The sequence below is a fragment of the Ensifer sp. genome (assembly GCF_035999185.1).
GTDB lineage: Bacteria > Pseudomonadota > Alphaproteobacteria > Rhizobiales > Rhizobiaceae > Ensifer.
Genome location: NZ_DASYHB010000103.1, coordinates 42,070 through 54,212 on the forward strand (window position 1 = coordinate 42,070; position 12,143 = coordinate 54,212).

The window sequence follows — 12,143 nt, forward strand, 5'->3', positions numbered from 1 at the left end:
CAGGGGCCTGCGGGCCAAAACCAGCGTGCCCCGCGGTCCTAATCCTGTTTTTTCGCCTGTTTGGCAAGAGGGTGATGGTTTTGCACAAGGTTGTGCAGCCGTTCTTCCAGCACATGCGTATAGATTTGTGTCGTTGAAATGTCCGAGTGGCCGAGCAGTTCCTGCACGGCGCGAAGGTCGGCGCCGTTGGCAAGAAGGTGGCTGGCGAAGGCATGTCGGAGCACGTGCGGGGAGATTGTCGCGACCCGGATCCCGGCACGCGCGGCGAGTGACTTCAGATCCCGGGCAAAGACCTGCCGCGGCAGGAAGCCCTGTTTGCCGGAGGACGGAAAGAGCCACGGGCTCTCGCGATTGCCCGCTTCCTCCTTGGCCATCTCCTCGGCAAGCGCCTCGCCGTAAGTCCGCATCGCCCGGATGGCGGCCTGCGAAAGCGGGACGAGCCGGTCCTTGTTGCCCTTGCCGCGGATCACGAGGAAGCGGCCGTTCTGCGCCAGCACGGTTGCGGGCAGGGACACCAGTTCGCTGACGCGCATGCCGGTCGCATAGAGCAGTTCGATCAGCGCATGCATGCGCAGTTTCGCGAGCCGATCCGGGCCGGAGATGGACGCTTCGGTCTCCGCCTGCCCGATCAATCGCGAAACGTCGTCGACGCTGAGCGTCTTCGGCAGGCTGCGCCCCTTCTTCGGGGCATCGAGAATGCCGGTCGGGTCGTCGGTGCGGAGCCCTTCGGCGTAGAGAAACTTGTAGAATTGCCGGAGCGCCGACAGCCGCCGCGCCTGCGACGAGGCCTTAAAGCCTTGGCCGGCGAGGTGGGCGAGGTAGGCGCGAAGGTCGTCGGGCGTAGCTCCCGTCAGCACAGTTCCGCGCGTTCGCAGATGCGAGGCGGCATCCTCCAGGTCGCGCTCGTAGGATTGCAGCGTGTTGACGGCCGCACCCCGCTCGGCGCTCATCATTTCGAGGAAGGCCTCGACATGGGCGGCGGAAAGATCGCTCATTGTGCCTTGTTCACCCGCTCCGACGGGATCTTCACGGTCACGTCGCGTTCCACCGGTTCGACGAAGGTGACGAGAGAGACCATCGTGCCGTACACTAGCCCGGTGATGACGAGACAAAAGAACAGGAACCGGAAGAGCGTCGGCATTTCAGTCTCCTGTGCATGTACCCTGTGATCGCAAGCGGACGTCGGGATACCCATGCAGGTGTTCGAACTGCCAGGGCCGCGTACGCAGTCGATGCGAAGGCGCCGCGCCGTGGCGGGTGCCAGACCTATATGAACGCCACTTCGGCCGAGTTCAAGAACCGTGAGGCAACGTGCGCGACGACTTGACGCTCATCCCCGATTTGTCGATACCGGAAGGGAATGGGGAATAAGAAGTCCAATGAACGACGTGATCGAACCGGTTTCCGCAACGCTTGCCGAGCGGGCGAAGCTTGTACTCGGTAAACGCAATCTCGTGTTCATCGGGCTGATGGGCGCCGGCAAGTCGGCGATCGGGCGATTGACGGCCCAGGCACTTGGCATTCCCTTCGTCGATTCCGATCATGAGATCGAGCGTGTCTCGCGCATGACGATCAGCGACCTCTTTGCCCGCTACGGCGAAGAAGAGTTCCGGGCGCTCGAGACGCGGGTGCTGAAGCGCCTGCTCAGAAGCGGGCCGCGCGTGGTCTCGACCGGCGGCGGGGCCTATATCAACGAGCGCTCGCGCCGCCAGATCAAGAAGGGCGGCCTGACGATCTGGCTCAATGCCGAGCTCGACGTGCTTTGGGAGCGCGTCAACAAGCGCGACACGCGGCCGTTGCTCAAGACGGAAAACCCCAGGCAGACGCTCGAAAACCTGATGAATGCGCGCTACCCGGTCTATGCCGAAGCCGATCTGACGGTGTTGTCGCGCGATGTAAGGAAAGAGACGATGGTCGAAGAAGTTCTGGCCGCCGTCATCGAACACCAGGACAAGAAGCACCATGAATAGCCACGCGATGCCCGCCGCCGAACGCAAGGTCCGCGTCGACCTCGGCGACCGTTCCTACGATATCCTGATTGGTCCGGGGCTGATCGCCGCTGCCGGCCAGGAAATCGCAGCCCGCCTCAAGGGGCGGAAAATGGCTGTCATCACCGACGAGAACGTGGCGCCGCGCTACCTCGAACCGCTGATGGCGAGCTTGAAGGAACGCGATATCGATGCCGTGTCCCTCGTGCTGCCGGCCGGTGAAAAGACCAAGAGCTTCGAACACCTGATCCCGGTTTGCGAAACCGTGCTCGGCGCCCGGATCGAGCGCAACGACGCGGTCATCGCGCTTGGCGGGGGTGTCATCGGCGACCTCACGGGCTTTGCTGCCGGCGTTGTGCGCCGTGGCTCGCGTTTCATCCAGATCCCGACCTCGCTGCTGGCCCAGGTCGATTCTTCCGTCGGTGGCAAGACCGGCATCAATTCGCCGCACGGCAAGAACCTGATTGGCGTCTTCCACCAGCCCGATCTGGTGCTGGCCGATACCGACGTGCTCGACACGCTGAGTGAGCGCGAGTTCCGCGCCGGCTATGCCGAAGTCGCGAAATACGGGCTGATCGACAAGCCGGACTTCTTCGCATGGCTTGAAAAGAACTGGCAGGCGGTCTTTGCCGGCGGTGCGGCTCGCATCGAGGCGATTGCCGTCAGCTGCCAGGCCAAGGCCGATGTCGTGGCAGCCGACGAACGCGAGAACGGTTTGCGCGCGCTGCTCAATCTTGGCCACACTTTCGGCCATGCGCTGGAAGCGGCGACCGAGTACGACAGCGCCCGGTTGGTGCATGGCGAGGGCGTTTCGATCGGGATGGTGCTGGCGCATCAGTTCTCGACGCGCATGAACCTTGCAAGCGCTGACGACGCTGCCCGCGTCGAGACGCATCTGAAGGCTGTCGGCCTGCCGACGCGCATGTCGGAAATCCCGGGAACGCTGCCGCCGGCCGAACGGCTGATGGATGCGATCGCCCAGGACAAGAAGGTCAAGGGCGGCAAGCTTACCTTCATCCTGACGCGCGGCATCGGCCAATCCTTTGTTGCCGACGACGTTCCGGCGTCCGAAGTCCTGAGCTTCCTGAGGGAAAAGCACCCGCAATGACCGGCGAAGCCTTCATTGCCTTCCTGGCGGAATACTGGCTGTCGATCCTCTCGGTCTTCTGCCTGCTCCTGCTGTCGGCATTCTTCTCCGGTTCCGAGACCGCGCTGACGGCAGCTTCGCGCTCCCGCATGCACACACTGGAAAACAACGGCGAGGAGCGCGCCGGCATCGTCAACCGGCTGATCGAGCGCCGTGACCGATTGATCGGCACGCTCTTGATCGGCAACAATCTCGTCAACATTCTCGCCTCGTCGCTGACGACGAGCCTGCTGATCGGTCTCTTCGGCGACAGCGGTGTCGCCATCGCAACGCTTGCCATGACCGTGCTGCTGGTGATTTTCTCGGAGGTGCTGCCGAAGAGCTGGGCGATTGCGTCGCCGGACCGGTTCGCCATTGCCGTTGCGCCACTTGTCCGCCCCTTCGTCGCGATCGTTGGGCCGGTCTCCAGCCTCGTCAACGGGATCGTCCGGCGCCTGCTCAATCTCTTCGGGGTCAATCTGGCCGCCGACATGTCGATGCTCTCGGCGCATGAAGAACTGCGCGGCGCAGTGGATTTCCTCCACCGCGAGGGTTCGGTGATCAAGGCCGACCGCGACCGGCTGGGCGGCGTGCTCGATCTCGGCGAGCTCGAAGTCTCCGACATCATGATCCACCGCACCAACATGCGGGCGATCAATGCCGACGAACCGCCGGAAAGCTGCGTTCGCGATATTCTCGAAAGCCCGTTCACCCGGCTGCCGGTCTGGCGCGGCTCGACCGACAACATCATTGGCGTCGTCCATTCGAAGGACCTGCTTCGGGCGCTTGCCGAGCCGAATGTCGAGCCGGAAAACCTCGATATCGTCAAGATCGCGCAAAAACCCTGGTTCGTGCCCGATACCACCAACCTCAAGGACCAGCTGAACGCCTTCCTGCGCCGCAAGCTGCATATGGCGATCGTCGTCGACGAATATGGCCAGGTTCAGGGCCTGGTGACGCTGGAAGACATTCTGGAAGAGATCGTCGGTGACATTGCTGACGAACACGACCTCGATATCCAGGGCGTGCGCCAGGAGGCGGACGGTTCGATCGTCGTCGACGGTTCGGTGCCGATCCGCGACCTCAATCGCGCGCTCGACTGGTCGCTGCCGGACGAGGAGGCGACGACGGTTGCAGGTCTCGTGATCCACGAATCCAAGAGCATTCCCGAGGAACGCCAGGCCTTCACCTTCCATGGCAAGCGCTTCATCGTAATGAAGCGGGTGAAGAACCGGATCACCAAGCTGCGCATTCGCCCGGCGGAAGAGGGCGCGCCGCCAACCTGACCGAAGTGATGATTGCCTACCAGCGGGTCGGCTCGCCGGGGGCGGCGACCTCGACTGCGAGCGCATGCAGGCCGGCATCGAGTTCGGGTTTGAGGAGGTCGTTGATGGCGCGGTGACGGGCGACACGGCTCATGCCGGTGAAAGCGCTCGACACGATGCGCACCCGCATGTGGGATTCACCGCCGCCATCAAATCCCGGCTGGTGGCCGGCATGCATGTGGCTCTCGTTGATCACCGCGAGCCTTTCAGGGTGGAAGGCCTCAATCAGCTTCTTTTCGATCGTGTCCGTGAGCGACATTCTTCCGTCCCAATTTGCTGTTTGCCTGTCGCCCCCTTGCAGTTCTGCAATACCCGACGGTTGCGGGCTCGGCGGCGCAAAATGCCCGCACAAAGCCAGCAACATTCCGCTTTGTCAATTCTTGTTGTGGCTTCGGCCAACCCCCATAATGAGCGCCATGAGACTCGATTCAAAATACTTCGATCGCATTCGAACCCGGCGCAAGGTTGAGCCGCAGGCTGAGCCGGCGGCACCCGTCTGCCAGTGGGACGGCTGCGACCAGAAGGGCGTGCATCGGGCCCCCGTCGGTCGCAATGCCGAAGGTCAGTACTTCATGTTCTGCTTCGAGCACGTGAAGGAGTACAACAAGGGCTACAATTTCTTCTCGGGCCTCTCCGACAGCGAGGTCGCGCGCTACCAGAAGGAAGCGATTACCGGCCATCGGCCGACCTGGACCGTTGGCGTCAATAAAAATGCCAAGAACGGCCCGACCCAGTCGCAGACGCGCTCCGGCTCTGCAGGCGCGCAGGCCCGTATGCGCGATCCTTTCGGCTTCGTCAGCGAGGCGCGCGCCCGTTCCGGCCGTCCGGAGCCGCGCCAGCGCAAGTTGAAGACACTTGAGGCAAAGGCCTTCGAAACGCTCGGTCTGAGTGCTTCGGCGACGACTGCCGACATCAAGGCGGCCTACAAGGATCTCGTCAAGAAGCATCACCCCGATGCCAATGGCGGAGATAGAGGATCGGAAGAGCGTTTTCGCGCGGTTATTCAAGCCTACCAATTGTTAAAACAGGCTGGCTTCTGCTAACAACGCGGATTAATACAGAAGCACTTTTGCAGGCGAATGCGCGGGTGCCGTCCGGTGGCCGCTCTGGAGACATGATGAGCAAGATTGACCTCGACATTTCCAACCTCCCCGACACGACGATCTCTGTCCGGGAGGTTTTCGGTATTGATACGGATTTGCGCGTTCCTGCCTACTCGAAGGGCGACGCCTACGTACCGGACCTCGATCCGGACTATCTCTTTGACCGCGAAACCACGCTCGCCATTCTCGCAGGCTTCGCCCACAACCGACGCGTGATGGTGTCTGGCTATCACGGCACCGGCAAGTCGACCCATATCGAGCAGGTCGCCGCCCGTCTCAACTGGCCGTGCGTGCGCGTCAACCTCGACAGCCATGTCAGCCGTATCGACCTCGTCGGCAAGGACGCGATTGTCGTCAAGGACGGCATGCAGGTCACCGAGTTCAAGGACGGCATCCTGCCCTGGGCCTACCAGCACAATGTCGCGCTCGTCTTCGACGAGTATGATGCCGGCCGCCCGGACGTGATGTTCGTCATCCAGCGTGTTCTCGAATCCTCCGGCCGACTGACGCTGCTCGACCAGAGCCGCGTCATCCGTCCGCACCCGGCCTTCCGCCTGTTTGCGACCGCCAACACCGTTGGCCTCGGCGACACCACCGGCCTCTATCACGGCACGCAGCAGATCAACCAGGCGCAGATGGACCGCTGGTCGATCGTCACCACGCTGAACTACCTGCCGCACGACAAGGAAGTCGACATCGTCGCCGCCAAGGTCAAGGGCTTCACCGCCGACAAGGGCCGCGAGACCGTTTCCAAGATGGTGCGCGTCGCCGATCTCACCCGTGCAGCCTTCATCAACGGCGATCTTTCGACCGTCATGAGCCCGCGTACGGTGATCACCTGGGCCGAGAACGCGCACATCTTCGGCGACATCGCCTTTGCCTTCCGCGTGACCTTCCTCAACAAGTGCGATGAGCTGGAGCGGGCGCTGGTCGCCGAGCATTATCAGCGCGCGTTCGGCATCGAGCTGAAGGAAAGCGCTGCCAACATCGTGCTGGAAGCCACCGCCTGAGCCATGGCGGAGGCGAAGGGCGCACCGGCGCTTCGCTTCGTTGAGGAGAAGAGCGTCACGAAGACCGCCAATGCGGTCTTCAGAGGCCTCAAGGCCTTCAACCTCGAAAAGGCGGGAAGCGCCAAGTACAAGCGCTTCGCCGTTTCGGTGCGTGACGACAGCGACGAAATCGTAGGCGGCATCGTCGCCTACACCGCGTGGAACTGGTGCTTCATCGAACTGCTCTGGGTGGACGAAGTGCTGAGAGGATCGGGCAGCGGGCGAGAGCTCGTTGCGCGTGTCGAGGCGATCGCCGCAAGTCGCGGCGCCCGCTACATCTATGTCGACACGTTCAGCTTCCAGGGCGACGGCTTCTATCAGAAGCTGGGTTATGACGTTTATGGCAAACTCGATGATTTCCCGCCGGGATTTCACCGCATCTGGCTGAAGAAGGAACTGTCGTGAGCTCGAACTCGAAGGCAAAGCCGACAACGCGCGAGAATGCTGCGGAGCCGTTCAAGCGGGCGCTTTCCGGCTGCATCCGATCGATCGCGGGCGATGCCGAAGTGGAAGTGGCCTTTGCCAACGAGCGGCCGGGCATGACCGGCGAGCGCATTCGCCTGCCGGAGCTTTCCAAGCGCCCGACGCTGCAGGAGCTTTCCGTCACCCGTGGTCTCGGCGACAGCATGGCGCTGCGCAAGGCCTGTCACGACGCCCGCATCCACGCGACCATGTCGCCGCAAGGGGCCGACGCCCGCGCGATCTTCGACGCGGTGGAGCAGGCGCGCGTCGAGGCGATCGGTTCGCTGCGCATGGCCGGCGTTGCCAAGAACCTCAACGTCATGCTCGAGGAAAAATACGCCAAGGCGAACTTCGGCACGATTGAGCGCCAGGCAGACGCCCCGCTCGGCGAAGCCGTGGCGCTTCTCGTGCGTGAGAAGCTGACCGGCGAGAAGCCGCCTGCATCTGCCGGCAAGGTGCTCGACCTCTGGCGCGAGTTCATCGAGGGCAAGGCGTCCGGCGACATCAAGAACCTGTCGTCTGCGATCAACGACCAGCAGGCCTTTGCCCGCGTCGTGCGCGATATGCTGACCTCGATGGAGGTTGCCGAGAAATACGGCGACGACGACAACGAGCCGGACGAGCAGGAAAGCGAGACCGACGAGGACCAGCCGCGCAGCCAGGAGCAGGACGAGAACGCCAGCGACGAGGAAGCCGGCGACGATGCCGCGCCCGCCGATGAGAACCAGGCTGCCGAAGAGCAGATGGAAGAAGGCGAGATGGACGGCGCGGAGATCTCCGACGACGACCTGCAGGACGAGGGTGACGAAGACAGCGAGACGCCCGGCGAAGTCAAGCGCCCGAACCAGCCCTTTGCCGACTTCAACGAGAAGGTCGACTACACGGTCTTCACCCGCGAGTTCGACGAGACGATCGCTTCGGAAGAGCTTTGCGACGAGGCCGAACTCGACCGGCTGCGCGCCTTCCTCGACAAGCAGCTCGCCCACCTGCAGGGCGCGGTCGGGCGCTTGGCCAACCGTCTTCAGCGCCGGTTGATGGCACAGCAGAACCGCTCCTGGGAGTTCGACCTGGAAGAGGGGTATCTCGACTCGGCGCGGCTTCAGCGCATCATCATCGATCCGATGCAGCCGCTCTCCTTCAAGCGCGAGAAGGACACCAATTTCCGCGATACGGTCGTGACGCTCTTGATCGACAATTCTGGCTCGATGCGCGGCCGTCCGATCACCGTGGCTGCCACCTGCGCCGACATCCTGGCGCGCACGCTGGAACGCTGCGGCGTCAAGGTCGAGATCCTCGGTTTCACCACCAAGGCGTGGAAGGGTGGGCAGTCGCGTGAAAAGTGGCTGGCCGGCGGCAAGCCGCAGGCGCCGGGCCGGCTCAACGACCTTCGCCACATTGTCTACAAGTCTGCCGATGCGCCGTGGCGCCGAGCGCGCCGCAATCTCGGCCTGATGATGCGCGAGGGCCTGCTCAAGGAAAACATAGACGGCGAGGCGCTGATCTGGGCGCATGAGCGGCTGATGGCGCGGCGCGAGCAACGCCGCATCCTGATGATGATCTCCGACGGCGCGCCGGTCGATGACTCGACCTTGTCGGTCAATCCCGGCAATTATCTGGAGCGCCACCTGCGCGCGGTGATCGAGCAGATAGAAACGCGCTCGCCGGTGGAACTCCTGGCCATCGGTATCGGTCACGACGTGACGCGCTACTATCGCCGCGCTGTGACTATTGTCGACGCGGACGAACTCGCCGGCGCCATGACCGAGCAGCTGGCCGCGCTCTTCGAGGATGAAAGCCAGCGCCGCGGCTCCTCACGGCTGCGCCGCGCAGGCTGACGCGCGTGTCGGAGGGCGGAATCATGCCGCCTCCGATCTCCATCCGAGGCTGCAAGGCGGTTCGTGACCCAAGGTCAATTTACGGACATAGTTTTACAGTCTACCAAGCTGCTGTGGGTGGTGCTGCTATTTGCTGCCGCACACCATCTCTTATCCAATGCTCCCTAAAGGTATGCTTCTCGATGCTCCGTCGCGGACTCCTCGCCCTTTTCCTTCTGGCTTCCGCCAGCTCGGCATGGTCCGCTTCCGACAGTGAGACACTGCCGATCCGCAGCCGCCAGATCAGCAACTTCGAAGTCGGAATGAGCACCACCCGCTTCGGCGCTTTGGAGTTCGTCGGCGGGCTCGAGGTGACGTCGCCGAATCCGCTGTTCGGCGCTGTCTCGGCGATCCGTTTTCGTCCTGATGGCAGCTCTTTCGTTGCCGTGATGGATACGGGCCATTGGCTCGAAGGTGCCGTGATCCGCGACGCGGAGGGGCGGCTTTCGGGCCTTACTGATCTCACCGCCACGCCGATGGCCGACCGCAACGGCGACGTCGGGCTGGCGAAATGGAAGGTGGATTCGGAAGGGCTTGCCTTGCGAGAAGGGCAGGCGGTCGTCAGCTACGAGCAGGCGCATCGCATCGACATCTATCCGGATCCGGGTTTTGCCGCATCGACGCCGATCGGCAGCCTGTCTCTGCCGTTCCCGATCGGCGAGCTGCGCAGCAATGCCGGTATCGAGACGATTGCCGTCTCGCCGAAGGACAGCCCGCTCGCCGGCGCGATGATTGCCATTGCCGAGCGCAGCGTCGACAAGGCGGACAATCTGCTGGCCGGTATCCTCGACGGGCCCAAGCGCGGGGCGTTCTCCGTCGTGCGCAAGGACCCCTATGCGGCGACCGATGGTGCGTTCCTGCCGAACGGCGACCTGTTGCTCCTGGAGCGGCGCTTCTCGTTCGGCTCGGGCCTTGGCATGCAGATCCGCCGTATCCCCGGGGATGCGATCAAGCCGGGTGCTGTGGTCGATGGAGAGGTGATCTTCGAAGCCGACATGCGCCACCAGATCGACAACATGGAGGGCCTCGACGTCGTCGTGCGGCCCGACGGCGAAGTCCGCGTCATCGTCGTCTCGGACGACAATCACTCGATCCTCGAGCGCAACCTGATGCTCGAGTTCCGGCTCACGACGGCTCTGACGCAGTAAAGCTGCCGCGAGAAAAGTGCGCAGCGGTTTTCCGTCCGGGATTGCGAAGTTTCAAACGAGAAAACGTCAAGGTTTGCGCCTCTCCGGCCGCCGCGCCCGGAATGCGGTACGGCTGGCACCGCGCTGTGCTTGACACCTTTCCCGCGTGGGCCTATTGGCCGGTCGTTCGTTCAAGGAGACCTATGCGCAGAGGCTGAAAATCTGTCCGCAATTGCGGTTGTTCACGGCGCCCGACCGGCGCTGTCTCTTGACGCATATCTATCTGAACGGAAAATCATGAAAAACATGGATGTGATCATTCGCGCCTATCAGGCGGCGGATATGGAAGAACTGTCTCAAATCTGGTTCGAAGCTTCGATAACGGCGCACGCGTTCGTTGGCGAAGATCGCCTCAGAGAGCAGCGTGTGTTGATCGAAACCGTCTATCTGCCACAGGCAGAGACATGGGTCGCGACACGCAACGGCGTGCCGGCCGGGTTTGTCAGCTTGCTCGACGATTTCATCGGCGGGTTGTTCGTGTCGCCGCGACATCAGGGCGCCGGCATCGGGCGCCTCTTGGTAGCACACGCGCTTGCGCTTAAGGGTCAGCTCCGGCTGGAGGTCTACACCGCCAACGCGCAGGCCTATGCCTTCTACGAGAACCTCGGGTTTGAGGAAGTGTCGCGGCGTCCGAGCGACGACGAGGGCCTGCCCTTCGAGAACGCCCAGATGCTTCTGAAAGGCCGCTAGATCATTTCACCGTTTCATCGAAACAGTGAATTGATCTGCCTGTTTGATACCACGCAATTCCGCACGGGAAACCGTTGCACGCTTTTGCTGGAATTGCTCTAGCGGCCGGCTGCGGGGAAGGGTGTCGCCATCCTTCCCCGCAGGTTTCCACCATGTCTGGTCCGTCAACCGGGGTGTACCCGGAGATCGCCTCAGGCCGGCAGCTTCGCTTCTGCCGGCGGCATCGGCTTGATCACGTTCATCAGTGCGCCATAGGGAAGCAGCATGACGAGACCGCAGAGGATCTTGACGCTGAGGTCGCCGATGGCCCAGGAGATCCAGCGCGGCGCCTCGGCCGAAAGCACGCCGAGCAGCGGTGCGGTTTCCAGCGCAAAACCGTCGTTCGGACCGAAGAACACGAAGAACGGTGCAAAGGCGAAGGAGAAGAACATCGCCGTGTCGAGCGCCGAGCCGATCAGCGAGCCGGCCAGCGGTGCATGCCACCAGCTCTGACGGCGCAGCCTGTTGAACACGGAGATATCCAGCAGCTGGCCAAACAGGAACGCCGAGCCCGAGGCAATCGCGATGCGAGGCGTGGCGGCGATGAAGGAAAGCAGGATGGCGACGATGAAGCCGACGACCACCACGCGGCGCGCAATGCGCGGGCCGAACTGGCGGTTGGTAAGGTCGGTGACCAGGAACGCGAAGGGATAGCTGAAGGCGCCCCAGGTGAGAAGGTCGCCGAGCTGCATGCCGGCGATCGAGCCTGGCAGCGGGTACTGGACGAGGAAGTTCGAGGCCACGACCACGAGGGTCATGAGCGCGACATAGACGAAGAACGTGCGATTGATCAGCATTTTTTTATCCTGGGAGATGCCACCAGCTAGAGGGATGAGAGCCGGATCAAGCATCCGGCCGACGAGTATAAACATGCGCACGAGAAAAAGGCTTGCCGGATTAACCCGCAAGCCTTTTAAACGCGTGTCAAAGACAGGACGCTGGCGCCGATTAGGCGGCTTCAGCAACCTTCTTGACGATCTGGCGACGCAGCAGGCGAGCGCGCATGCTCAGCTCGTTCTCGTCCGACTTCAGCAGGAAGGCGTCGAGGCCGCCACGGTGTTCAACCGAGCGAAGAGCTGCTGCGGAAACGCGCAGGCGGTAGCGCTGGCCGAGAGCATCGGAAATCAGCGTGACGTTGCACAGGTTCGGGAGGAACCGACGCTTGGTCTTGTTGTTGGCGTGGCTTACATTGTTGCCCGACTGGACGCCCTTGCCGGTCAATTCGCAACTACGGGACATGGTACACCTATTTCTTTATCGCCGCCGGACAATGCGGTAGCGGGCCCAGAGCCCAGGCCGC

14 protein-coding genes are annotated in these 12,143 nt (G+C 62.7%); 9 read left to right on the top strand and 5 right to left on the bottom strand.

The window, feature by feature from the left end; translation table 11 throughout:
- Nucleotides 1-38: 38 nt before the first annotated feature.
- A complete protein-coding gene (gene xerD, locus VGO04_RS11615) occupies nucleotides 39-995 on the bottom strand; it encodes a site-specific tyrosine recombinase XerD (protein WP_327496109.1) in 957 nt (318 codons plus the stop codon).
- On the bottom strand, nucleotides 992-1,141 hold the full coding sequence (locus VGO04_RS11620) for a hypothetical protein (protein WP_327496110.1): 150 nt from the start codon (nucleotides 1,139-1,141) through the stop codon (nucleotides 992-994). The genes xerD and VGO04_RS11620 overlap by 4 nt, the downstream gene beginning before the upstream one ends.
- Nucleotides 1,142-1,379: 238 nt before the next feature.
- On the opposite strand from VGO04_RS11620, the gene VGO04_RS11625 reads away from it, so the two are divergent.
- Genes VGO04_RS11625 through VGO04_RS11635 form a run of 3 tightly spaced genes read left to right on the top strand, consistent with a single transcriptional unit; the run spans nucleotide 1,380 to nucleotide 4,400 of the window.
- On the top strand, nucleotides 1,380-1,970 hold the full coding sequence (locus VGO04_RS11625; protein ID WP_327496111.1) for a shikimate kinase: 591 nt from the start codon (nucleotides 1,380-1,382) through the stop codon (nucleotides 1,968-1,970).
- Nucleotides 1,963-3,096, top strand: a complete 1,134-nt coding sequence (aroB, locus tag VGO04_RS11630) for a 3-dehydroquinate synthase (protein ID WP_327496112.1) — start codon at nucleotides 1,963-1,965, stop codon at nucleotides 3,094-3,096. Before VGO04_RS11625 ends, aroB begins: the two co-directional genes overlap by 8 nt.
- Complete coding sequence (locus tag VGO04_RS11635; RefSeq protein ID WP_327496113.1) at nucleotides 3,093-4,400, top strand: HlyC/CorC family transporter; 1,308 nt, start codon at nucleotides 3,093-3,095, stop codon at nucleotides 4,398-4,400. Before aroB ends, VGO04_RS11635 begins: the two co-directional genes overlap by 4 nt.
- A gap of 16 nt (nucleotides 4,401-4,416) precedes the next feature.
- Here VGO04_RS11635 and VGO04_RS11640 read toward each other — a convergent pair whose 3' ends face one another.
- Entirely contained in the window at nucleotides 4,417-4,698 is a 282-nt protein-coding gene (locus VGO04_RS11640; RefSeq protein WP_327496114.1) for a BolA family transcriptional regulator, read from the bottom strand.
- Nucleotides 4,699-4,846: 148 nt separating this feature from the next.
- Here VGO04_RS11640 and VGO04_RS11645 point away from each other — a divergent pair, with 148 nt between their 5' ends.
- The 6 genes from VGO04_RS11645 (at nucleotide 4,847) to VGO04_RS11670 (ending at nucleotide 10,804) form a co-directional block, all read left to right on the top strand.
- Nucleotides 4,847-5,482 (top strand): J domain-containing protein, encoded by a 636-nt coding sequence (locus tag VGO04_RS11645; RefSeq protein ID WP_327496121.1) that lies wholly within the window; start codon nucleotides 4,847-4,849, stop codon nucleotides 5,480-5,482.
- A gap of 74 nt (nucleotides 5,483-5,556) precedes the next feature.
- Nucleotides 5,557-6,552: a cobaltochelatase subunit CobS gene (gene cobS, locus VGO04_RS11650; RefSeq protein ID WP_043623109.1), complete on the top strand. Its 996-nt coding sequence runs from the start codon at nucleotides 5,557-5,559 to the stop codon at nucleotides 6,550-6,552.
- Nucleotides 6,553-6,555: 3 nt separating this feature from the next.
- Nucleotides 6,556-6,996, top strand: a complete 441-nt coding sequence (locus tag VGO04_RS11655) for a GNAT family N-acetyltransferase (RefSeq protein ID WP_327496115.1) — start codon at nucleotides 6,556-6,558, stop codon at nucleotides 6,994-6,996.
- Nucleotides 6,993-8,888: a cobaltochelatase subunit CobT gene (gene cobT / locus VGO04_RS11660; protein WP_327496116.1), complete on the top strand. Its 1,896-nt coding sequence runs from the start codon at nucleotides 6,993-6,995 to the stop codon at nucleotides 8,886-8,888. The genes VGO04_RS11655 and cobT overlap by 4 nt, the downstream gene beginning before the upstream one ends.
- A gap of 182 nt (nucleotides 8,889-9,070) precedes the next feature.
- Nucleotides 9,071-10,075: an esterase-like activity of phytase family protein gene (locus VGO04_RS11665; RefSeq protein ID WP_327496117.1), complete on the top strand. Its 1,005-nt coding sequence runs from the start codon at nucleotides 9,071-9,073 to the stop codon at nucleotides 10,073-10,075.
- A 276-nt stretch (nucleotides 10,076-10,351) separates the two neighbouring features.
- On the top strand, nucleotides 10,352-10,804 hold the full coding sequence (locus VGO04_RS11670; RefSeq protein ID WP_327496118.1) for a GNAT family N-acetyltransferase: 453 nt from the start codon (nucleotides 10,352-10,354) through the stop codon (nucleotides 10,802-10,804).
- A 191-nt stretch (nucleotides 10,805-10,995) separates the two neighbouring features.
- Here the strand turns inward: VGO04_RS11670 and VGO04_RS11675 are convergent, their stop codons facing one another.
- Together VGO04_RS11675 and rpmB are read right to left on the bottom strand one after the other, a co-directional pair.
- A complete protein-coding gene (locus VGO04_RS11675; RefSeq protein ID WP_327496119.1) occupies nucleotides 10,996-11,640 on the bottom strand; it encodes a VUT family protein in 645 nt (214 codons plus the stop codon).
- Nucleotides 11,641-11,791: 151 nt separating this feature from the next.
- On the bottom strand, nucleotides 11,792-12,082 hold the full coding sequence (gene rpmB / locus VGO04_RS11680; RefSeq protein WP_034806568.1) for a 50S ribosomal protein L28: 291 nt from the start codon (nucleotides 12,080-12,082) through the stop codon (nucleotides 11,792-11,794).
- Between the last annotated feature and the right edge of the window lie 61 nt (nucleotides 12,083-12,143).

What these genes read in the sequence shown, in the direction of transcription:
- VGO04_RS11620 (WP_327496110.1), bottom strand. Translation starts at nt 1,141, where the DNA reads ATGCCGACGCTCTTCCGGTTCCTGTTCTTTTGTCTCGTCATCACCGGG.
- VGO04_RS11625 (WP_327496111.1), top strand. Translation starts at nt 1,380, where the DNA reads ATGAACGACGTGATCGAACCGGTTTCCGCAACGCTTGCCGAGCGGGCG.
- VGO04_RS11645 (WP_327496121.1), top strand. Translation starts at nt 4,847, where the DNA reads ATGAGCGCCATGAGACTCGATTCAAAATACTTCGATCGCATTCGAACC.
- xerD (WP_327496109.1), bottom strand. Translation starts at nt 995, where the DNA reads ATGAGCGATCTTTCCGCCGCCCATGTCGAGGCCTTCCTCGAAATGATG.
- VGO04_RS11670 (WP_327496118.1), top strand. Translation starts at nt 10,352, where the DNA reads ATGAAAAACATGGATGTGATCATTCGCGCCTATCAGGCGGCGGATATG.
- rpmB (WP_034806568.1), bottom strand. Translation starts at nt 12,082, where the DNA reads ATGTCCCGTAGTTGCGAATTGACCGGCAAGGGCGTCCAGTCGGGCAAC.
- VGO04_RS11635 (WP_327496113.1), top strand. Translation starts at nt 3,093, where the DNA reads ATGACCGGCGAAGCCTTCATTGCCTTCCTGGCGGAATACTGGCTGTCG.
- cobS (WP_043623109.1), top strand. Translation starts at nt 5,557, where the DNA reads ATGAGCAAGATTGACCTCGACATTTCCAACCTCCCCGACACGACGATC.
- VGO04_RS11640 (WP_327496114.1), bottom strand. Translation starts at nt 4,698, where the DNA reads ATGTCGCTCACGGACACGATCGAAAAGAAGCTGATTGAGGCCTTCCAC.
- VGO04_RS11655 (WP_327496115.1), top strand. Translation starts at nt 6,556, where the DNA reads ATGGCGGAGGCGAAGGGCGCACCGGCGCTTCGCTTCGTTGAGGAGAAG.
- aroB (WP_327496112.1), top strand. Translation starts at nt 1,963, where the DNA reads ATGAATAGCCACGCGATGCCCGCCGCCGAACGCAAGGTCCGCGTCGAC.
- VGO04_RS11665 (WP_327496117.1), top strand. Translation starts at nt 9,071, where the DNA reads ATGCTCCGTCGCGGACTCCTCGCCCTTTTCCTTCTGGCTTCCGCCAGC.
- VGO04_RS11675 (WP_327496119.1), bottom strand. Translation starts at nt 11,640, where the DNA reads ATGCTGATCAATCGCACGTTCTTCGTCTATGTCGCGCTCATGACCCTC.